At 37.7% G+C, this 22618-nt stretch carries 19 protein-coding genes and 1 other RNA gene; 16 read left to right on the forward strand and 4 right to left on the reverse strand.

Going from position 1 to position 22618, the window contains the following annotated elements; translation table 11 throughout:
* Positions 1 to 102 precede the first annotated feature (102 nt).
* The 9 genes from M948_RS30785 (at position 103) to M948_RS30825 (ending at position 13139) form a co-directional block, all read left to right on the forward strand.
* Positions 103 to 1341 carry a M20 family metallo-hydrolase gene (locus M948_RS30785; RefSeq protein ID WP_021290307.1) on the forward strand — a complete coding sequence of 413 codons (1239 nt, stop codon included), beginning with the start codon at positions 103 to 105 and terminating at the stop codon, positions 1339 to 1341.
* A gap of 26 nt (positions 1342 to 1367) precedes the next feature.
* Positions 1368 to 2768, forward strand: coding sequence for an aminotransferase family protein (locus M948_RS30790; protein ID WP_021290308.1), 1401 nt, complete (start codon positions 1368 to 1370; stop codon positions 2766 to 2768).
* 39 nt (positions 2769 to 2807) lie between these two features.
* A complete protein-coding gene (locus M948_RS30795) occupies positions 2808 to 4286 on the forward strand; it encodes an aldehyde dehydrogenase family protein (protein ID WP_369759840.1) in 1479 nt (492 codons plus the stop codon).
* 217 nt (positions 4287 to 4503) lie between these two features.
* On the forward strand, positions 4504 to 5862 hold the full coding sequence (locus M948_RS30800) for an APC family permease (RefSeq protein WP_021290310.1): 1359 nt from the start codon (positions 4504 to 4506) through the stop codon (positions 5860 to 5862).
* Between the two features lie 31 nt (positions 5863 to 5893).
* Positions 5894 to 7522 (forward strand): amidohydrolase, encoded by a 1629-nt coding sequence (locus M948_RS30805; RefSeq protein WP_021290311.1) that lies wholly within the window; start codon positions 5894 to 5896, stop codon positions 7520 to 7522.
* A gap of 176 nt (positions 7523 to 7698) precedes the next feature.
* Positions 7699 to 9036 (forward strand): APC family permease, encoded by a 1338-nt coding sequence (locus tag M948_RS30810; protein WP_021290312.1) that lies wholly within the window; start codon positions 7699 to 7701, stop codon positions 9034 to 9036.
* Between the two features lie 267 nt (positions 9037 to 9303).
* Positions 9304 to 10539: a dicarboxylate/amino acid:cation symporter gene (locus tag M948_RS30815; protein ID WP_021290313.1), complete on the forward strand. Its 1236-nt coding sequence runs from the start codon at positions 9304 to 9306 to the stop codon at positions 10537 to 10539.
* Positions 10540 to 10792: 253 nt separating this feature from the next.
* On the forward strand, positions 10793 to 12508 hold the full coding sequence (gene acsA, locus M948_RS30820) for an acetate--CoA ligase (protein WP_021290314.1): 1716 nt from the start codon (positions 10793 to 10795) through the stop codon (positions 12506 to 12508).
* A gap of 112 nt (positions 12509 to 12620) precedes the next feature.
* The gene (locus M948_RS30825; RefSeq protein ID WP_021290315.1) at positions 12621 to 13139 is read left to right on the forward strand and encodes a type 1 glutamine amidotransferase domain-containing protein; all 519 of its coding nucleotides are present in this window, start codon (positions 12621 to 12623) and stop codon (positions 13137 to 13139) included.
* A gap of 47 nt (positions 13140 to 13186) precedes the next feature.
* On the opposite strand, the gene M948_RS30830 is transcribed toward M948_RS30825, so the two are convergent.
* Both M948_RS30830 and M948_RS30835 read right to left on the reverse strand, forming a co-directional pair.
* Positions 13187 to 14479: a glycoside hydrolase family 18 protein gene (locus M948_RS30830; RefSeq protein WP_021290316.1), complete on the reverse strand. Its 1293-nt coding sequence runs from the start codon at positions 14477 to 14479 to the stop codon at positions 13187 to 13189.
* Between the two features lie 91 nt (positions 14480 to 14570).
* Positions 14571 to 15104, reverse strand: coding sequence for an isochorismatase family cysteine hydrolase (locus M948_RS30835; protein WP_021290317.1), 534 nt, complete (start codon positions 15102 to 15104; stop codon positions 14571 to 14573).
* A 147-nt stretch (positions 15105 to 15251) separates the two neighbouring features.
* Here M948_RS30835 and tadA point away from each other — a divergent pair, with 147 nt between their 5' ends.
* Positions 15252 to 15716, forward strand: coding sequence for a tRNA adenosine(34) deaminase TadA (gene tadA / locus M948_RS30840; RefSeq protein WP_021290318.1), 465 nt, complete (start codon positions 15252 to 15254; stop codon positions 15714 to 15716).
* Between the two features lie 211 nt (positions 15717 to 15927).
* Positions 15928 to 16193: signal recognition particle sRNA large type (gene ffs, locus M948_RS42790), an RNA gene on the forward strand.
* 51 nt (positions 16194 to 16244) lie between these two features.
* On the opposite strand, the gene M948_RS30845 is transcribed toward ffs, so the two are convergent.
* Entirely contained in the window at positions 16245 to 16808 is a 564-nt protein-coding gene (locus tag M948_RS30845; protein ID WP_021290319.1) for a beta-class carbonic anhydrase, read from the reverse strand.
* A gap of 183 nt (positions 16809 to 16991) precedes the next feature.
* Here M948_RS30845 and dnaX point away from each other — a divergent pair, with 183 nt between their 5' ends.
* From dnaX to M948_RS30870, 5 genes are all read left to right on the forward strand, one after another.
* Positions 16992 to 18683: a DNA polymerase III subunit gamma/tau gene (gene dnaX / locus M948_RS30850; protein ID WP_021290320.1), complete on the forward strand. Its 1692-nt coding sequence runs from the start codon at positions 16992 to 16994 to the stop codon at positions 18681 to 18683.
* A gap of 37 nt (positions 18684 to 18720) precedes the next feature.
* Entirely contained in the window at positions 18721 to 19035 is a 315-nt protein-coding gene (locus M948_RS30855) for a YbaB/EbfC family nucleoid-associated protein (RefSeq protein ID WP_021290321.1), read from the forward strand.
* Between the two features lie 17 nt (positions 19036 to 19052).
* Entirely contained in the window at positions 19053 to 19649 is a 597-nt protein-coding gene (recR, locus tag M948_RS30860; protein WP_021290322.1) for a recombination mediator RecR, read from the forward strand.
* A 15-nt stretch (positions 19650 to 19664) separates the two neighbouring features.
* Positions 19665 to 19877: a YaaL family protein gene (locus M948_RS30865; protein WP_021290323.1), complete on the forward strand. Its 213-nt coding sequence runs from the start codon at positions 19665 to 19667 to the stop codon at positions 19875 to 19877.
* A gap of 160 nt (positions 19878 to 20037) precedes the next feature.
* Positions 20038 to 21066, forward strand: a complete 1029-nt coding sequence (locus tag M948_RS30870; protein ID WP_031335306.1) for a DUF2332 domain-containing protein — start codon at positions 20038 to 20040, stop codon at positions 21064 to 21066.
* A 68-nt stretch (positions 21067 to 21134) separates the two neighbouring features.
* On the opposite strand, the gene M948_RS30875 is transcribed toward M948_RS30870, so the two are convergent.
* Positions 21135 to 22382: a helix-turn-helix domain-containing protein gene (locus tag M948_RS30875; protein WP_021290325.1), complete on the reverse strand. Its 1248-nt coding sequence runs from the start codon at positions 22380 to 22382 to the stop codon at positions 21135 to 21137.
* Positions 22383 to 22618: the final 236 nt, after the last annotated feature.

The raw sequence follows: 22618 nt of genomic DNA on the forward strand, positions 1-22618 counted from the left end.
CTATATCGTATCAATTCTCAAACTAAAAATCTAATTTCTCACGTTTTTTGCAATTTTATTTTTGGCATGAAAATTGCATGATTAATAATGAGGAGGTAAGATATGGAGTCATTGATGTTGAGAATTAATAGAAATCGTTTACTAGAAACAATAAAAGTAAGCTCCTCAATTGGTGCTACTAAGAATGGAGGGTTAAATCGGCTTGCCCTAACAAAAGAAGATCAAGCGATGCGTAATAAATATGTTACATGGCTGCGCCAAGAAGATTTGCAAGTGAGATATGACGATTTCGGCAATATTTATGGAAGAAGAGAAGGTAAAATCCATGATGGACCCGCTGTAGCTGTTGGTTCTCATCTAGATACACAGCCTTGCGGAGGGCGTTTTGATGGAGTTTTAGGTGTTTTAACAGCGTTGGAGGTGATCAGGGTATTAAATGAGCATAATATTGAAACCGATTACCCAATAGAAATTATCAATTTCACTAATGAAGAGGGCGCAAGGTTTGAGCCTCCTATGCTTGGTTCTGGAGGGTTAACCGAAAGTTTAGCAAAGGAATTCATCTACAATATAAAAGATGACGATAATGTATCCTTTGAAAAAGCGCTAATAGACAGTGGGTACTTAGGAAAAGAGAAAAATCGAATAAAAAATATAAAAAATTTTATAGAACTTCATATTGAACAAGGACCAATTCTCGAAAATCAAAATAAGTCGATAGGTATTGTTCAAGGTATTCAGGGGATGAGCTGGCTAAATGTATCTGTTACAGGTGAAACAAATCACGCCGGACCTACACCTATGAGTAACCGAAGAGACGCGCTTGTTCCTTCCTCCAAAATGATTACAAAAGTAAACGAGTTAACGAAAGAAATGGAAGGATTAAAAACAACAATTGGTAAATTGCATGTCAAACCTAATGTTACAAATGTAATACCAGGCGAAGTCGAATTTATGATCGATATTCGTCATGAAGATGATGAAATAAGATCCTATGCTATTGAAAGGTTGAAGGAACAGCTAAGTACCATTGCTTTAATGAATAATGTCGAGGTAACGATTACTACAGACTGGCACTCGGATGCCGTTAGATTTTCTTCAACTGTAACCGAAGCTATTAATGAGGCAGCCCAAAAATGGGGGTATTCCTCTTTAAAACTATTCAGTGGTCCAGGTCATGACGCTAAGTATATGACCCGATTAGCTAATAGCGGCATGATTTTTCTGCCTAGTATTCACGGGATCAGTCATAATGAGCAAGAACTTACTTTAGATGATGATATAGAAAAAGGGGCAAATACCCTTCTGTATGTTATACAAAAACTAGCTAACACGGTGTAAATTTATCTTTATTAAGGAGTGGTTATATGAGTAAAAGCAAACTAGCCCAACATTCAAATCCTGAAAAATTAGCAAGTGAATTATCAATCTTAGATCGGAAGCATCTTCTGCATCCATCTACGAATCCTAAGGCACAGGTTCAACATGGTCCAAAACTTATTTTTTCTGGAGGTGAAGGTATTCATCTTCATGATATGAAAGGCAACACTTATATCGACGGAGTGTCGATGTTGTGGAATGTTAACTTAGGTCATGGACAAAAAGAATTGGCAGATGCTTCTTATCAACAAATGACCAATATTGCTTACGCTTCTACTTTCTATGGTTATGCCAATGAGCCAACTGTCCGTTTAGCTGAAAAGATAGCAGCTTTAGCACCAGGAGACCTAAATACAATATTTTTTACTTCTGGTGGTTCAGAATCCAATGATACGGCATTCAAACTATCCAGATTTTACTGGCAATTACGGGGCTATACGGAAAAAAGAAAGATTATCTCTTTAAGAAGAGGCTACCATGGTGTAACCGTTGCAGCACAAAGAGCAACAGGAATCGATGCTTACCGCAACTTTTCCGGGTCCATCGATCCGGATATCGATAATGCCAAAGCCCATCTTACTGAATGTGAGCTTGGTGCCAAAGATCATCCTGAGTATGAAGGGAGTATTAGAAGCATCATTGAAAAGGAAGGTAAAGATAGGATCGCTGCTGTCATTGTCGAGCCTATTCAAGGTGCTGGAGGAGTCCATATCCCTCCTGAAGGATATCTCAAAGCGGTAAGAAAACTCTGTGATGAATTTGATATTCATCTCATCGCTGATGAAGTTATCTGTGGATTTGGACGAACTGGAAAAATGTTTGGTGTTGATCACTGGGAGATTGTTCCTGATTTTATGTCAATTGCAAAAGGAATAACTAGCGGATATGCCCAACTAGGCGGTGTAATCATGAAAGAACACATCCGCGATACGATTACCGAGTATGACGACATGTTAGCACACGGATTCACATACAGCGGACACCCAACAGCTTGTGCCGTTGGATTAAAAAATATTGAAATTATAGAACGTGATGGTCTTGTTAGTAATGCAAGTCTAATGGGGCAAGAGCTTGAGAAAGGACTTCACTATCTGGAGGATAAGTATCATTTTGTAACAAATGGAAGAACCAAAGGCTTATTAGCTGGGTTTGATTTAATGGAGGATCCAAAAGCTGATATTCCCTTTGATGGTTCTGTAAAAGCAGCTACTACGCTTGTAGAAAATTGCTATGAAAGAGGGCTGTTAATTAGACCATTTGATTTTGAACCAGGAATGAATATTGTAGCTATTGCTCCTCCTCTGATCGTCAATAAAAATGATGTAGAGAAGATCATCCAAATTTTGGACGATGCATTAACTGCTTTCTCACAAAAACTTAAAAACTAGGCATACTCTAATCTTTGGTAAACAGGAGGTCTACTTGTGATTAAACATGAATTAGAATTGCACCCAAAAGTAACAGCATTTTTAAACGAACCGAAAAGATTATTTATCAATGGGGAATGGCATGAATCCATAGACGGCAATTTGTTTGAAACGATTAATCCAGCAACAGGAGAAGTATTAGCAACTGTTCATGAAGCTGGCGAACTCGATGTTAATATGGCTGTTCATGCCGCGTCTACAGCCTTTGAAGAAGGGGATTGGCCGGCAATTAGTTCTTATGAAAGATCGAAATTAATGCATACATTAGCTGATTTGATGGAACGCGATTTTGAGGTTCTAGCACAGATAGATAGTTTAGACAATGGGAAATCGATCAAAGAAATGACCCAAAGTGATTTACCCAATGCTATTGAACAGCTTCGATATTATGCTGGCTGGACGACTAAAATGACTGGACAAACGATTCCTATTTCACAATCATATTTTAATTATACGCACCATGAGCCTGTAGGTGTGGTTGGCCAAATAATACCTTGGAATTTCCCTATTATGATGGCTTTATGGAAAATAGCCCCGGCTCTAGCAACAGGGTGTACGATTATATTGAAGCCTGCGGAGCAAACCCCGTTGTCCGCTTTGTACTTGGCTAAGCTGATTGAAGAAGCCGGGTTCCCTAAAGGCGTCATAAATATTATTAATGGCTTTGGCAAAACGGCTGGCGAAGCACTTGTGAAACATCCGAAGGTAAATAAAATTGCTTTCACAGGCTCTACCCCCGTCGGCCAATCTATCATGAAGGAAGCTGCTAATACGTTAAAACGGGTTACATTGGAACTCGGTGGAAAATCACCAAATATCATTTTGCCTGATGCAGATCTGAATAAAGCAATACCAGGTGTATTTAGCGGAATTATGGCTAATCAGGGGCAAATATGTTGTGCAGGATCTAGAGTGTTTATACCAGACCATCTTTACGATGAGGTTGTTAATAAGTTAGTAGATTATGCTCATAACGTTAAGCTAGGTCATGGCTTAGACGAAAATACAGCCATGGGGCCACTAGTATCCGCCAGGCAGCAAGAAGTAGTTATTTCTTATATAAATAAAGGTGTTGAGGAAGGGGCGAATCTGTTAACTGGTGGAGAAAAGTCAGAAAAAGGATACTTTGTTATACCAACCGTGTTTTCAGATGTAGAAGATCATATGACCATAGCAAAAGAAGAAATATTTGGACCTGTTGTTGTAGCGATGCCGTATAGTACAGTTGATGAGGCAATTGAACGTGCCAATTGTAGTTCTTATGGTTTGGCAGCAGGTCTCTGGACGGAAGATTTAAGAAATGCACACAAGTTATCTAGGAAGTTAAAGGCTGGAACGGTATGGGTGAATTGCTACAATCTCACAAATGCTGCTGCGCCTTTTGGAGGTTATAAGGAATCCGGTATCGGTCGTGAAATGGGATCCTATGCATTAGATAATTATACAGAGGTTAAGAGCGTATGGATTAACTTGGAGTAAAAACCCCTTACCTGACAATTCTCTATTGTTATTTATAGAGGTTGTTAGGTAAGTCCTTAAGATAGAAATGGTTTTGGTTCAGTTTTCATCAAGATACTACTCTATGCCGGAATCAGATTGTAGCAATGATTAAGCAGCTAATGGATGTCTTTTATATCATTTGTTGTTCATCACTTTCTGAATGTCCGTACATTTATATTTGTGAAAGGGTGGGGGAATGGGAGAAAAAAGTACCGCGGACCTAAAGCGAGTATTATCCTTTAGACATGTAGTTTTTTTTGGATTAGCTTTTATGGCGCCTAGTACAGTATTTGGAACGTATGGTGTTGCTGCCTTTCAAAGCGATGGAATGATAGCTACAGGGTATATTATAGCGCTATTTGTAATGCTATTCACTGCATATAGTTACGCACAATTAGTAAAGGCATATCCCTCTGCTGGAGCTGCCTATACATTTACAAAAAAAGCCATTCATCCCCATTTAGGTTTTTTAGTTGGTTGGGCTATTTTGTTAGATTATATGTTAAGTCCGATGATAAGCTCCTTACTTTTAGGAATAGCTTTAAAAGCATTTTTTCCTAGTATCCCAATGTTTGTTTGGATCATTCTTTTCGTAATCATTTTCACGGCAGTTAATATTCTTGGTATCAAATTTGCGGCAAATTTCAATACGTATGTGTTTCTTATATCTCTGTTGGTGTTTGTTCTCTTTGTGGTTTTCGCTTTACATTATTTACTTAAAGGTGAAGGAGCAGGAACAGCTTTCTCCATTTTGCCTTTTTATGATCAGGAAGTTCCATTGTCGGGTTTGATTGGAGTAATTCCGATCCTTTGTTTCACCTATTTAGGATTTGATGCAGTTACAGCTTTATCAGAAGAAACAAAGAATCCTACAAAGACAATCCCAAAGGCTATTTTCATTATTCCAATAGTCGGCAGCATTCTCTATGTTATCGTCACCTATTTACTGCAGTTGGTATATCCAAATATAAGTTCGTTTACGGACCCGCAGTCTGTTCAGTACGAAATCGCCTACTTAATAGGTGGCATCTTTTTTAAAACGTTTTTTGTAGTCACGGGAATTATTCCAAGTCTAACCTCTGCAATTGCATCCAGCTCCAGCGCTTCTCGAATTATGTACGCGATGGGGAGAGAAAACATTTTGCCTAAGAAAATTTTTGGTTATATCTCGCCAAAATTCCATACGCCAGTCTATAATATTTTGATTGTTGCCTTCGTTGCACTATCATCTTTGTTGTTTAACTTAACTACTGCGACATCACTTATTAACTTTGGCGCTTTTTTCACGTTTATTTTCGTTAATATCTCTGTAATCAGCCATTATTTTATTAAGAAAAGAAACCGCTCATTTAAAGGGACAATAAAATATCTGATCATTCCGTCAATTGGGGCTGTCTTTATTTTGTGTTTATGGCTGAATTTAGGGTGGTATTCTTTTTTCTTAGGCGGACTTTGGCTAGTTGTGGGATTTATATATCTTTTAAAACAAATAAAAGAATCGAAACAATCTACTTCCGATATCTTTTTAGATAATGAATACGAGTCTAACCATTAATAAACTATAGATGAAATTGGAGGAATTAGTTATGTGTTTACAAAACGAAGCGGATATTATCCTGTCAAGTGACGCTGTTTTTACGGGGATTTTAGATAAACCAATCTCCGCATATATTGCAATTGTTGATAATAAGATTGCAGCGATCGGCTCAAAGACAGAAGTGGATCCGTTTTTGGGACCAAATACGAAAGTATATCACTATGGAGATCAATTAATTTTACCAGGTTTTCATGACTTTCACTTACATCTGATGATGGGGACGATATTTGAGAACGGTGTGGATCTATCGGAAGCTCGGTCTGAAGATGAGGCTGTACAAATGGTCAAGAGGTATGCGGATGACCACCCAGATGAAGAATGGATTATAGGATTCGGTTGGGATGCTAGTTACTGGGATGGTAAGCAATTGCCAAATCGCTATTCATTGGATCACGTCATTGGAGATCGGCTAGTTTTACTCAATCATGCAGAAATGCATTATGCGTGGGTTAATAGCAAAACATTAGCGTTTTGCAACATCCATCGTGATACAGAGAACCCACCTTATGGGTTTATTAACAAAGACGAGAATGGTGAACCAACTGGTATATTATACGAAAAAGCAACTAAATTGGTTGATCGAAAGGCATTTAATTATTCAAAAGACAAGGAAAAGCAACTATTGGAGAAATTTCTTACTCTCTCTGCCAGGGTGGGAGTGACATCAGTCAATGATATGTACGGAGATAATAATGAGAAATATTATGAGCTTTTTAAGGAATTTGATGAAAAAGATCAATTAACAACGAGGATACATATTTTTCCGTCTATTGATTTTGACCTGGAAATGCTCAAACAATTACATCGGGAATATGCATCGAGTAAACTTCAATTTTCAGGCTTAAAAGGATTTATTGACGGGGTAATAACAAGTCGTACAGCCTATTTGGTTGGCCCTTATGCAGACGATCCAGAGACGTGCGGAGAATTAGTCTATTCACCGGAAGAAATCAAGCAAAAAGTCATTAAAGCGGATAAAGAAGGATTTCGAATTCGATTTCATGCGATCGGTGATGGGGCTGTCCGTTTAGCTCTAGATGCATTCGAAGAGGCACAAAAAGTTAATGGGGAAAGAGACTCCAGACATACGATTGAACATGTAGAGGTTATTCAGAAGGACGACATTTCACGTTTTCATGAGTTGGGTGTTATCGCTTCTATGCAGCCGGAATTGATGGCTCAAAGTGAAAGAGAAACATATACTTCCCTTATTGGTCAAGAGCGAGAGCCATACGTCTTTCCAATTAATACATTAAAAAGCAGCGGAGTAACTGTAGGGCTCGGCACCGATTTTCCTGTTGCAACATTAAACCCTCTATTGGAAATTTATCGAGCAGTAACAAGGATCTCAAGTGATGGGACGCCATGGCATGAGCATGAACGCATTTCTCTAGCAGAAGCATTGAAAGATTATACCAAAAGCCCTGCTTATGGAACCTTTAGAGAAAATGAATTAGGAACCTTGGAGGTTGGAAAGCTTGCGGATCTTGTTATTCTAGATAGAAATCTTTTCGAGGTTCCTGCCGAAGAAATGTTGGTATCTAAGGTAAAACTTACAATTGTTGATGGCCAAGTTGTTTACGATTGTAATCATACGTCTAACAAAACAAAATCATAGACTAGGTAATTAGGATAGTTTTATAGCAGGGATAAAGGTAAAAAAGGCGATAAAAAAGTATGACACCTCCCTGCATCCTATCCATAATCCCATTATTTGAAAGCGCATCCAATAAGGGGAGACCCTGATTAGTTAGCATTTTAGTTAATGGAAAACCATCTAGAAAGGATGTTTTTATGAGTAAGACAGCACAACTTCAACGAAATCTAAAATTAATTCATGTGGTAGCGATAGGAATAGCTTATATGTCACCTTTTGCTGTATTTGATACCTTTGGAATTGCCTCTGATGTATCCTCAGGGCATGTGCCTATGGCTTACATTATCGTATTTATTGCCATTCTCTTTACGGCATTAAGTTATGGAAAATTAGTCAAAAAATACCCAACCGCTGGTTCTGTCTATACCTACACAAAAAATACAATAAATCCATATGTCGGAATTATTGTAGGATGGGTGACTTTTATAGCTTATTTAGCACTTCCTATGATCAATTCCTTACTTGCCAAAATTTATCTTTCAACGGGAGTCCCAGGGGTTCCTGGGTGGGTTTGGATCGTTGGCTTGATTACGATTATTAGTATTTTAAATACCTTTGGCGTGAAGATCGCTGCTTCTATCAATGTCTTGCTTGTTGTATTTCAGTTTTTAATGGGTGCTATTTTTATTTACCTTAATGTTCGTGCCATTGTAGAAGGGCCGAAACACTTTATTTCATTAAATGAATTATTCCCTGCCAACATGGAATTTTCAGGTGTATTTGCTGGAGCAGCCCTCCTCGCCTTATCATTTATAGGGTTTGATGCAATAACTACACTTTCTGAAGAAACAATGAAACCTAAAAAGACGATTCCTAAAGCTATTTTGCTGGTTGCTTCAATTGGTGGGGTGTTTTTCTTTTCTGTTACATACTTTATGCAATCCCTATTCCCTGATGTTTCCGTATTACAGAATATCGAAGGCGCTTCTCCCGAAATAGCTTCTATAATAGGTGGAAATCTATTTCTCTCGTTTTTTCTTGCGGGAGCTTTATTCTCCGTATTTGCATCAGGCTTGGCAGCACAGTTAAGTGCTTCAAGATTATTATATGCGTTAGGGAGGGACGAGGTAATACCTAAACGGTTTTTTGGCTATTTACATCCCAAATTTAACTCACCAATACCAAACATTTTACTAGTTGGAGTGTTAGCTTTATCTGCACTTTTTCTAGATTTACGGACAGCTACATCCCTTATTAATGTGGGGGCCTTTACTGCTTTTTCTTTTGTAAATATATGTGTAATCAAAAATTACTTTAAATATAAAAAGGAAGGTTCTTTAAACTTTGCTTTAAGTAATTTAATAGGGCCGCTTATTGGTTTGGGCTTTGTTCTGTATCTTTGGAGTAATCTAGATTGGTACTCAATTATCATTGGTCTGATTTGGGCTTTACTTGGTGTATTGTATTTAGGTGTATCGACAGGCTTATTTAAAAAAGAGCCACCACAAATTGAATTTGATGAACTAGAAGGATGATTAGCTACATACTTGATATCATTTATTTGTTTACTAACGTCAACATGGCATATGCAGATAGGGAAAGTATACGCCTAAAAGCCCTGATATCACCGTATTCTTAAAACAAGGTCTGTTCATTTCGCCTAAAAGATGATAAAATAATAAAGCAACTCTAAACTTTTAAAAGTCCCAACTTAGTAATTCTGCATGAGATACTCTCATTTCCTTATTCCACCTTTCACCAGAATTCTCAGAAAAGACAATCAACAAGAAAGGACGAATGCTATGAATTTAACGAAAAAAATACTGATTGCACTTGTTTTAGGTGTAATTGCAGGTATTGGTTTAACGTTTTCATCTAATGACTTTTTTTCTGCGATTGATACCTATGTATTAAATCCAGTTGGAGAAATATTCTTAAATCTAATCATGATGATTGTAGTACCGATCGTCTTTGTATCAATAGTACTGGGAACGGCTGGTCTTGGTGATCCCTCTAAGCTTGGGAAAATCGGGATTAAAACGATAGGTTTTTACTTGGTTACTACCGCTGTAGCTTTAGTTATTGGTCTTGGAGTTGGGTTAATTCTAGAACCTGGTCAAGCAGGCACGTTTGATACAGAAAATGCAAGTTATGAAGAAGAAGCTGCGCCACCAATTATGGATACATTTATAAATATTATTCCCGAGAACCCAATCGAAGCAATGTCTACAGGGAATATGCTACAAATTATTGCTTTTGCGGTGTTTATTGGAGTCGCCTTAGCAATACTTGGTGAGAAAACAAGTGGAATACACAAGTTATTTGAACAAGCAAATGAAATCTTAATTTTTCTAGTTAATGCAATAATGAAAACGGCTCCTTATGGTGCGTTTGCTTTAATTGCATCAGCGATTGGTGAAGCCGGATTAGATGCTTTAGGGTCAATGGCAATGTATATGGTTGCTGTAATTCTAGCACTACTCATTCACGGGGCTGTTACGTATAGTTTAGCTATTAAAGGATTAGGAAAAGCTAGTCCAATAAAGTTCTATAAACTATTTTTCCCTGCTATGTCTGTTGCCTTCAGTACATCAAGCTCAAGTGCAACGCTGCCAGTTTCTATGAAAATGGCACAAGAAAGACTAGGAGTGAAAAAGTCGATTAGTAGCTTTGTTCAGCCATTAGGTGCTACTATAAATATGGATGGTACTGCGATTATGCAGGCGGTAGCTACTGTATTTATTGCTCAAGTATATGCAGAGCCATTAGGAATCAGCCAAATGTTAATGGTTGTCTTAACAGCAACCCTAGCGAGCATTGGTACTGCTGGAGTTCCTGGTGTTGGACTCATTATGTTAGCAATGGTTCTTAAGCAAGTGGGCTTACCTGTGGATGGTATTGCATTAATTATTGGTGTTGATAGATTATTAGATATGCTACGTACTTCTCTAAACATTACTGGTGATGCTGCTTGTGCTTATATTATTTCAGAAAGCGATAAACGAAATGAAAAAGATCAAGCGGAGCAAACTGCTTAGATATACACACGTCTATTTTTGAAATAGACGTGTTTTTTATAATCATCCAGACGTTCATTTAATTTAACGTACGTATTACTTTAAAATTGTCACGGAATGTTCTAAAATAAATACTAGTTACCAAAAAGTTTGCATAATTTTTAATACATTGTTAATTAATCGGTTTCATTATACAAAACATAAGGTCTTAAATGAATCGTCTAGTATAAACGATAGATGTAACCGATTTCAATTCTAATAACGAGGTGATTGGATGGATATGCAAAAGATACCAGCTAGAGAAGGTAACCACAATCTAACAGACTATGAAAAAACTCGAGAGACATTCTCATGGGAAGCATTGAAGAAACATTTTACTTGGAATGAAACGGGAAAAGTAAACATGGCATACGAGGCGTTAGATCGCCATGCAGAAAACCCAAAGAAAAAAGATCAAGTAGCATTGCTTTATTCAGATCCAGAAAGAGAAGAAAAGGTTACATTTGCAACTCTTCGTGATGAAAGTAATAAATTCGCTAATGTACTTCGTAAATATGATGTGAAAAAAGGCGATCGCGTATTTTTATTTATGCCGAGAAGTCCAGAGTTCTATGCTGCCTTCTTTGGTATTTTGAAAGTAGGTGCTATTGCAGGACCTTTATTTGAAGCGTTTATGGAGCAAGCAGTTAGAGATCGACTGCAAGACAGCGAGGCTCGAGTCTTAATTACTACGCCGGATTTATTGTATCGCGTTCCTCAAAACGACCTACCAGCTTTAGAAAAAATTGTACTTGTTGGAGATCATCAGGAAACTGGAGAACAATATATTGATTACAATAAGGAAATGGAGAACACTTCAGCTAAAACAGAAATCGAATGGGTTGACTTAGAAGATGGAATGTTACTCCATTATACTTCCGGTTCTACAGGGAAACCGAAGGGTGTTTATCATGTGCATCATGCGATGATTCAACATTATGCTACTGGCGACTGGGTGTTAGATCTGAAAGAAGACGATGTCTACTGGTGTACAGCAGATCCAGGTTGGGTAACAGGAACCAGTTACGGCATTTTCGCACCTTGGTTACATGGGGTAACCAATGTCATAAGAGGTGGTCGGTTTACACCAGATGACTGGTACAATACAATCGCTACGTATCGTGTCACGGTTTGGTATACAGCACCAACAGCTCTACGAAAATTAGTTAGTGCTGGTGAAGATATTGTGAAAAAATATGACTTATCTTCATTACGGCATATTATGAGTGTCGGGGAGCCATTAAATCCAGAAGTGGTGACTTGGGGACTCAAAGCATTTAACTTACGGATTCATGATACATGGTGGATGACAGAAACAGGGGCGCAATTGATCGTTAATGTACCGTCTATGGAAATACGTCCTGGATCCATGGGCAAACCTATACCAGGTGTAGATGCAGCAATTATTGATAATGAAGGAAATGAGTTACCGGCGAATCAAATGGGCAACTTAGCTATTAAAAAGGGTTGGCCTTCTATGATGCGGGCGATATGGAAAAATCCGAGTAAGTATGAAAGTTATTTCATACATGGCTGGTATGTTTCCGGAGATAGTGCGTATAAAGACGAAGATGGATATTTTTGGTTCCAAGGACGTTTGGATGATGTTATAAATACTTCTGGAGAGCGAGTGGGGCCATTTGAAGTGGAAAGTAAATTAATTGAACATCCAGCTGTAGCAGAGGCTGGCGTAATTGGTAAACCGCATGCGGAGCGTGGGGAAATCATTAAAGCGTTTATTACATTGAATGATGGTTATCAAGACTCCGAAGAATTGTTAGAAGATATTCGCAGGTTTGTGAAGACCGGATTAAGTGCGCATGCTGCTCCGAGGGAATTAGAAGTGAAAGATACCATCCCGAAAACCCGTAGTGGTAAGATTATGAGACGTTTATTAAAATCGTGGGAGTTAGGACTGCCAACAGGTGATACCTCAACATTAGAAGAATAAATTCACAAAGGCTGACGTTCTGAAATGATTGAATGTCAGCCTTTTTATATGTTTAATTTTAATGTACTTGGGAATATGTAATTATGTAGCAATCGTAAAGGAGTGGATATCAATGAGTAAGAAAATAGCAACAGTCATTACAGATATGTTTGAGGATGTAGAATATACGGATCCAGTAAAGGCTTTTAAAGAGGCTGGTCATGAAGTTGTTACCATTGAAAAAGAAAAAGGAAACAATGTAACAGGAAAGCAGAAAGAAACCACTGTCACGATTGATCAAGGAATTGATGATGTGAACCCGAGTGATTTTGATGCGTTATTTATTCCCGGTGGCTTTTCTCCAGACATGTTACGTGCAGATGATAGTTTTGTTACATTTGCAAAGCATTTTATGGATGAGAAGAAACCGGTATTCGCTATCTGTCATGGTCCACAGTTATTAATTACGGCTAAAACGTTAGAAGGTAGAAAAGCAACAGGATTTAAATCGATTCAAGTAGATATGGACTATGCTGGTGCAAAGGTAGTAGATGAAGAAGTAGCGGTTTGTCAGGATCAACTTGTTACAAGTCGTCAACCTGATGATATACCGGCATTTAATCGCGAAGCAGTTCGTGTATTAAATAAATAATCGAAAAGAAAGAGGAGCTCTATGCATCAAGCAGAGCTCCTCTTTTTTTATGGTTCCATTTTTTCGATGTCAAATTGATCCTGCAGTAACAGCCAATTTTGTGGGAAAGCAAGGCCCAGCTTCCAATAGGATATGCCTAATAATCCTAACTCTTTAATTAGATTAAATTTGGCTTGGATGGATCTGGCATCCTCAAACCAGACCTCATGTTGATTGCCTTCGTTATCCGTATAAGTGAAATAGGGAGCTTGCGAGCCTTCATCAAATTTTATTTCTGCATTGTTCTCCCTCGCTATTGTTATTGCTTGTTGCGGGCTAACTGCTTGTGCAGCTTCACCACCTTCTTCATAAGGTAATGTCCAATCATAACCATATAAATTTTGCCCCAATAAGATTTTATCAGCTGGCATTTCCGTTAAGGCATATTCAACAACTTCTCTTACTTGATCTAGTGGAGATACAGCCATTGGCGGTCCATAACTATACCCCCATTCATATGTCATGAGCACGACAAAGTCTGCAATCTCTCCATGTGCTGCATAATCATGTGCTTCATACCATTGCCCGGTCTGGGTAGCGCTCGTTTTTGGTGCTAATGCAGTTGACATCAGTAAACCGGCTTGTGATAAACGCTCTTTTGCTTTCCGTAAAAAGTTATTGTACGCCTCTCTATCCTCTGGCGGAAGAAACTCAAAGTCAAAATGAACATCGCTATATCCGCCAGTAGTAGCTGTATTGACGATATTATCCAGTAGTGTGTTTTGGACACTTTGAACGGTTACAATAATATGACCAAGTTCTTGGCTGAATTCGCCTTCTTCCAGGTTTGTTACCACAAGCATCTTCGCTGCGTTATTCTGTTGGGCAATCTCTGATAACCCGTTCAATGGGGGCGGTGTCAAACTTCCATCACGACCAACACGATAGCTGAAAATTGCTAAATAGGTTAAGTAAGGTGTTGTTTTTGTGGCTGCGTTTTCTAATGTTTCTGATACGGTTCCACCGGTTGGCTCAATATAGGCGTTTGTCGTGATAGGTGACTTAGAGACTGGCGGTATATAAAGCCTAAATCCGACTGGCAGGATATTACCTGGTGGGAAATTATTGATTTGTGCTAATTCTTGATAAGAGATACCAAATTGTTGAGCAATGGAATATAAACTATCACCAGGTTGAACAAAATAAAATTGTCCAATGATCGGGATCACTAAAGCCTGGCCGACAACAAGATTATTTGGAGCATCAAGTTCATTTGCATCGATAAGCGCCTGCGTAGTTGTGTTATACGTATTGGCAATTCCGTACAGTGACTCGCCTGAGGTAATTACATGTATTTGCATACCGATTCCCTCCTTTATGAGGTTGTTCAAAACCTACAGTTTATAGATGTGCTACTTACAATCTATGAGAAGGGAATCTTTGTTATTCCAATTATATCGCTGAGATATCAGCTTTCATGACAGAATTTAATAAATACAAAGCATAATCATTATTGTCTTTTCCTTCGGATGCCATGCAATTCTTTGGAATATGCATGTTGTATCCGTACATATAGGCATCCTTTGCAGTAAATAGAATGCAAATATCACCAGCAATGCCAGCCATTAATAGATGTGTCTTTCCTAATTCATTTAACAAGGATTGTAATGGGGTTTGAAAAAAGGCAGAGTGCTGTGGTTTAATTAAGAAATAATCTTGATCATCTGGTTTTAACGTTTCGATGATTTCTTGACTGCGATCGTTATGACAATAATCGATAATTTTGTGAAAATCAGCCTGCCATAGACCATAATGGTCATTAATATAGATGATAGGTAATTTATTCTCTTTCGCATATATCCGTAAATTTTTTAAGTCAGGTAATATTTCTTTTGTATTTGCTAATAAGTTATCTCCACCATCAAATCGAAAATCATTAATAATATCAACAAAAAGAACAGCCGTATTTTCTAATGATGTATCCAATGTGATTACTCCTTTCTAAGAGAAGGGATTACCAGTGTTACCATTTAAAACTATGATGAGCTGCTAGAGGCAAGTGCTTTATGCTTTTCTTATTAATTATTACCTTTTTCAAGGTTTTCAAACTTTTAAAGAAAGGTTGTGATAAAATTGTCAGATGAAACGTTCATGCACGTTGCAATAGAAGAAGCAAAAAAAGCAGCCAACCAAAATGAAGTACCAATTGGAGCAGTTATAACCTATGAAGGGGAAGTAATTGCCTCAGGATATAATCTTCGAGAGACTTCTCAACAAACTCTTTCTCATGCAGAGTTAATAGCAATTCAGCAAGCAAATGAATTTATTGGTAGTTGGCGATTAGAAGATTGCACACTTTATGTAACATTAGAACCTTGCCCTATGTGTGCTGGGACAATCGTTCAATCACGAATAAAGCGTGTTGTATATGGAGCTAAAGATCCGAAAGCTGGTTGTGCAGGTACGTTAATGAATCTCTTAGAGGAAGAAAGGTTTAACCATCAAGTAGAAGTAACAAGTGGAGTATTAGAAACAGAATGTGGCGACCTTTTAAAGAATTTTTTCAAAGAGCTTAGGCAGCAGAAAAAAAACAAGTAAGGGAGAGACGGCAATATAAGCCGGAAAATATAAAAGAGTAGTAATGAAACGCTGAGCGAAGATAGAACCTGTCACGATTAATCCGAAATCGAAATGATCAAGTGAAATCATTGGCGGTCTATTATATGAATAATATACTTTTGACTCAGACTCTTAATTTTCCATGCTCTACCATTGCATTTTTAATATAATATAGGTATAATGATTAATGCCGTGCTAAGTGGGGAGGTAGCGGTGCCCTGTACTCGCAATCCGCTATAGCGAGGCCGAATCCCCACCCGAGGTACAATGACTTTATGGTCTGCCTCAAGAGAGTGGTGTTGACGCTTAGGTCCTGCGCAACAGGAACCCATGAACCCTGTCAGGTCCGGAAGGAAGCAGCAGTAAGTGGTCATTCCTGTGTGCCGCGGGGAAGCCTAGGTAGAGCCATGAACTTGAGTAACGCATAGGGTTGTTGTATCAACGGTGGGTGCACGGTTTACATATAAAAAGAAAACCTCTGACTCATTATAGTCAGAGGTTTTTTAATTACTTTGTATAGCCTTCTTCAACAAGATCAAGCCTTCCGGTATTTGGATCAATAATTAATCCATGAACAGGGATATTATCTGGAATGAGTGGGTGATTACGAATGGTCGATACACTTGTTTTTACACTGTCTTCTACATCTGCAAAACCATTTAAGAACTGATCTAGATTTACTCCAGCGTTTTGTAAGGTATCTAGTTTTTCTTGCGTAACCCCACGTTTCTTCATTTTTTCTATTGTTTGATCTGCTTTAACATTTCCCATTCCACAATCATAATGACCAATGACGCATACTTCATCAACGTTTAATTCATAGACTCCTACAATAATACTCTGCATAACATTACCAAATGGTTCGGAGACAAGTGCCCCCGCTGTCTTTACAACCTTGGCATCACCATTCGCGATATTCATTGACTTGGGTAATAATTCTACTAGTCTTGTATCCATACAAGAGAGTATGAGTACACGCTTATTCGGAAGTTTATTACGTTCAAAATCTTCATATTCTTCATTTTGAACGAACGCTTTGTTAAAGGATAGAATTTCATTTAATAAAGTCATTGTTAGTCTCCTTTTCTACATATTCAATACTAATTATAAAGCAAATGATTAAAAACGACACGAGTTATAGTCGAAATGTTAGATAATGGGATTGATTTTTTCTTATTTGTTGTACCGCCATGGTTCACATTCCCCCCTAAAATAGAGTATAATTAGAAAGAGATTTTAAAGGAGAATCGTATCATGAGCTATCAGGCATTATATCGCGTATGGCGTCCAAGGAATTTTGCTGACGTGGTCGGGCAAGCCCATATAACACGGACATTACAGAATGCGATTGTACAGGAAAAATTCTCCCATGCTTACTTGTTTTCTGGCCCACGTGGTACAGGGAAAACTAGTGCTGCGAAGATTTTTGCTAAAACGATTAACTGTGAACGTTCGCCAGTCAAAGAACCATGTAATGAATGTGCAGCATGCCGTGGAATACAAGACGGTTCTATTTCTGATGTCATTGAAATTGATGCTGCATCGAATACAAGTGTTGAAGATATACGTGAAATTAGAGATAAAGTAAAATATGCCTCTAGTGTAGTACCTTATAAAGTATATATCATAGATGAGGTACACATGATATCCGTAAATGCGTTTAATGCATTGTTAAAAACATTAGAAGAACCGCCACAGCATGTCGTATTTATCTTAGCTACAACAGAACCCCACAAGATCCCGTTGACGATTCTATCTAGATGTCAGCGGTTTGACTTTAAGCCTATTTCAAATCAATCGATTGTAGAACGCATGCAAACGATTCTTGATGTAGAGGGAACCGCTGTATCTAAAGAAGCATTAGATACGGTAGCCTTAGCGGCTGAAGGCGGTATGCGAGATGCCTTAAGTATTTTAGACCAAGCGATATCTTATAGTGAGGAATCGGTTGAACTAGAAGATGTTTTAGCAGTTACAGGGGGCGTATCGCAACAAACACTAACAAGTATTGTCCGCGCAATGTATGAAAAGGATGTACAACATGCGCTTATGCAGCTGAATGAGTTGATTCAAAAGGGGAAGGACCCAGCTCGGTTTGTTTATGATATGATCTATTTCTTACGAGATGTATTACTTTATAAAAGTGCCCCAACCCTAGAAGCGCTTCTTGAACGAGCACGTGCAGATCAACCTTTTAAAGAATTAGCCGCGAAGGTAACGAATAGTTGGATTCAAGAAGCAATGAATCAACTAAATCAATGTCAACAGGAAATCAAGTGGACAAATAGCCCTAAAGTATACATTGAAATTGCTATATTATCCATTACAAATGGAAAAGACAATCAAGCCCAATCAGCTCAACCTGCGGATTCAGAGATGATAGCTAGATTAACCTCACAACTTGGGCAATTAGAAAAAGAGGTGAACTTACTGAAGGAAAACCCTGTAGTAAGTGCGCAACCTGCACCGCAGCGTGAAACACGGAAAGCACCATCTCGATCATCTAAGAATAGCTATAAGATTCCATACGAGCGAATTAGAGATGTCCTCAAGCAGGCAGAGAAATCCGCATTAAAACAAGTACATTCACAATGGGCGGCCTTTTTGTCCAATTTAAAAAAAGCAAACGCACCGGCTCACGCTACCATACAAGACAGCAAACCAGCGGCAGCTTCAGATAAGGTGCTTGTAGTCGCGTTTAAATATGAAATCCATTGTTCCTTGTTCTTAGATAACCAGGAAACCATAGAATCCGTATTGGCAAATGTCATGGGAAAATCGTTAACAATCATACCAATACCGGAAACGGATTGGAAAGAATTACGCACAGAATATATATCGAATCAAGAAAAAACAACGACAATTCAGGAAGAAAGTACTGCTGACCCTCTTGTAGAAGAAGCGAGAAAACTGTTCGGGGACGATGTGGTTGAAATTCACGATTAACCAATGAACGTATCTATTATTAAAAGGAGGTATTTCCATGAAAGGAAATATGGGAAATATGATGAAGCAAATGCAAAAAATGCAAAAGAAGATGATGAAAGCACAGGATGAATTACATGAGATGTCTTTTGAAGCATCTGCAGGTGGCGGAATGGTTACTGTAACTGCAAATGGAAAAAAAGAGATTACAGATATTCAAATTAATGAAGAAGTTATTGATCCAGATGATGCAGAAATGCTACAAGATTTAATTCTGACAGCTACCAATGATGTTCTAAAACAAATTGATGATAAAACAAATGATACAATGGGACAATTCACGAAAGGGTTGAATATGCCTGGAATGTTCTAATTCTTGGAGGCGTATAAATGTATTATCCAGAACCAATTTCGAAGCTAATTGACAGTTTTACTAAATTGCCAGGAATCGGACCAAAAACAGCAGTCCGTCTGGCTTTCTTTGTTTTGAATATGCAGGATGATGACGTAATGGATTTTGCTAATTCCTTGGTTAATGCCAAGCGAGAACTAACCCATTGCTCTACCTGTGGTCATATTACCGATCAGGATCCTTGCTCCATTTGTCAAGATACAACACGAGATCAATCGATTATTTGTGTGGTACAAGATCCAAAGGATGTTATTGCCATGGAAAAAATGAAAGAGTATCATGGCAAGTACCATGTACTTCATGGTGCTATATCTCCTATGGATGGCATTGGGCCAGAGGATATTAATGTACCAGATTTAATTAATCGACTGAAAGATGAACAAGTTGAAGAATTGATTTTGGCTACAAATCCAAATATTGAAGGGGAAGCTACAGCAATGTATATCTCCAGACTTGTAAAGCCATCTGGCATCAAGACAACAAGAATTGCTCATGGGCTGCCTGTTGGGGGAGACTTGGAATATGCAGATGAAGTAACCTTATCAAAAGCGCTTGAGGGTAGAAGAGATCTGTAGGAATTAGGTGAATAAATGGCTAAAAAAATAAAGAAAAAAGAGATGGACGGACAATTACTAGAAACAATGATACGGTTGGAAAAAGAGTGGAAGCAAATTGAATCGATGGTATCTAGAAGCATTGATCCCTCTATGGATGGAAACTATTGGGAAGCTTTTGCTCAAGCTAAGTATCTATTTTTACTACGTGAAGCAAGGCATCGAAAATTGCGGGCGACCTATCATTAAATCCAAAAGTTAATTGATTTGGACAGCAAAGACAAGGCAGTGATGTACTTGTCTTTTTCTATAGGTAAGGAAGTAGTTGCTCATAGAAATTTACAACTGCAGCACATCTCCTACTTGGCTGCTTTTATATTTTCGTATGATACTTTTAAAAATAGGGGGAATGAATATGAGTGATCATGCTAAACGCTATCAATTATTTGCCCAAGAAGCGAAGGATAGCAGTCCACTTTATGAGCATTTGGCGTGGAAGATTTCTGAAGATATGGATATGTTACGCTTAAGCGGTCATGCAGCAAAAGGCCAGCCAGAGCCGAATTTATTCTTAGGAGCCGTGCATTATCTGTTGCTTCAGGGAAGAGACCATTCCTTGCAAGCATTTTACCCGAGTTTAGTAGAAAATCCTGCTGATTATCAACAAGTATTCCCAGAGTTTAAAGACTTTTGTACTACCCATCAATCATCGATTATCGATATTCTTGAATCAAAGCGGGTGCAGACCAATGAAGTCAGAAGATGTGCGTACTTGTATCCAATATTCTGTGGCATTTTTAAGCAGACAAATAAACCATTGTCTTTAATAGAAATAGGAACAAGCGCAGGATTGCAATTACTGGTAGAACAATATAGTTATTCCTATGGGGATGGTATAATATATGGAAACCCAAGCGCTGCATTACACATCACTTCAAGAGTGAGGAAGGGGAAGAAGCCACCGCATTTAGCGATTCGGCCTTCTATTGTTTCTCGAGTCGGTGTGGATTTGCATTGTTGTGATGTAACAAAAGCCTCCGATTATAATTGGTTACGTGCGCTTATTTGGCCAGAAAATCAAGAGCGGGTAGAACTTCTAGCATCTGCAGTTGAGCAGCTGAAGAAAAGCCCTCCATGTCTGTTAGAAGGAGATGGTGTGAAACGAATCGTTGACTTATCGAAACAAGCACCAGCCGATAGCATTGTTTGTATATTTCACACGCATGTAGCTAATCAAATACCATTAGAAGTAAAAAATAAATTGATGGATAATTTACAGCAAATAGCCAAGCATCGTGATGTTATTCATATCTATAATAATATGTCAGACCGCAATTTACATATAGACGCTTACATTAATGGCGAAGAGCATATGTATAATCTAGGTGAAACCGATGGGCATGGTAGATGGTTTGACTGGGAATGGCAGAATAAGTAATAGAAACAAACGGTATTGTACCTAATTCTAGGTAGGTGTAGATAATAAAGATGCTGTGTTCGGAAAAACTAAAATATATATGTATCATCAACCTTGTTAATAATGTAATCTGCCGTTTGCACAGCTCTTTCCCATTGTTCAGTTTTTAGGAAGTAATTAAATAATTCCTTTTCATATCGTTTCATGGTAACGAAAAATCCATGTTCTTTAAAATAAGGTAATGCTTTTTCTGTTAAGTAATGATAATACTGTTTTTCTTGATCAAATATGGTGTAATAATGTAGCAAAAACACATGGTTATATAGGGGTTCTTTTATTTCTGAAGCAATGGATAAGCCCTCTTCAATTAAGGATATTAATTGGTCTTTTTCTAAAAAATCCCCTTCATTTGCACATCGAACATATCCTTCTAGTGACAGTAAATAAATATTACTCTTCTTTTCTTTTAAATCCATGGATGCTTTATATAATTTTCCTGCTTCATGGTATTTTTTTCTTTTTAAGTGTTCATAGGCAAAGTTATGTAGTATTTTCCCCTTTTTATCTGGTGAGTTACACAGATCGCAAAGACGAATTAAATCTTGATATTGTTCTTTTGTTTCTTTGAAATTACGATGTTGACCCGACTCCACTTCAATTAGCATTAAATTTTCTGTATCAATAACCCCGAGAAAATAATTTTTCTTTTTATAAGCATTAAGTGCTTTTTCTCCGTAATAATATGCTAGCACGGGGGAGTGAATATGATGATAAGCTGCGGCTAAGTCATAATAAACTAATGCATTTGAATAAATATCGAATTGAATACTTTTTAATAGATGGATGGACTTTAAATGATCGTCTGTCATCATAAAGTAGATACCTAACACATGTTTCATAAGATTTTCTTCATAATTATTGAGTTTATTGCGCTTTTTTTGCAGTGTTTTAATTAATGTTCCTGCTTCTTTAATAAAACCTTGCTTCAAATGATAGATTCCTTTTAGAAGCAAATAGTAAAGATAATATTCTGAAATAATTATCATTTCATTTTCCTGGAATTCATCATAAATGGTAGTAGCACTGCTATAATCTTGAGATATTATCATCTCGTGCCACTGGTCTAACTTCTTTTTTAAATTGATTAAATTGGCAGTTTCCTGCTCCATATTAATGTTAAGTCTTTGAGCTAATAACATAGTGATTTCAGGAGAATACTCCGTTAACCCTCTTTCTATTTTACTAATATGTGTCACAGAACAAATTCCCCGCCCAAGTTGCTCTTGGGTGATTTTTGCTTTTTCTCTGTAAAATTTTAAGATTTTCCCTTCATACATCGCTGTGTGCCCCCTTATTAGAAGATCTTCATCATTAAATAATCATAATCTTTGTATGAGGATTAATGAAAGCTCCTGTCAATACAATAACCGGCTTTTTTATACCAATTATAGCTGACTTGGGGTAATTATTAATAGTGCTTTTGATGTGAATTTAGCTCTTATAATTACACGTAGGCCAGAATACGATTGACGATTAGAATATAGTACGACTGATTAGAGTAAATTTTTAAACC

The organism is Virgibacillus sp. CM-4 (genome assembly GCF_000445495.1).
GTDB lineage: Bacteria > Bacillota > Bacilli > Bacillales > Amphibacillaceae > Virgibacillus > Virgibacillus salexigens.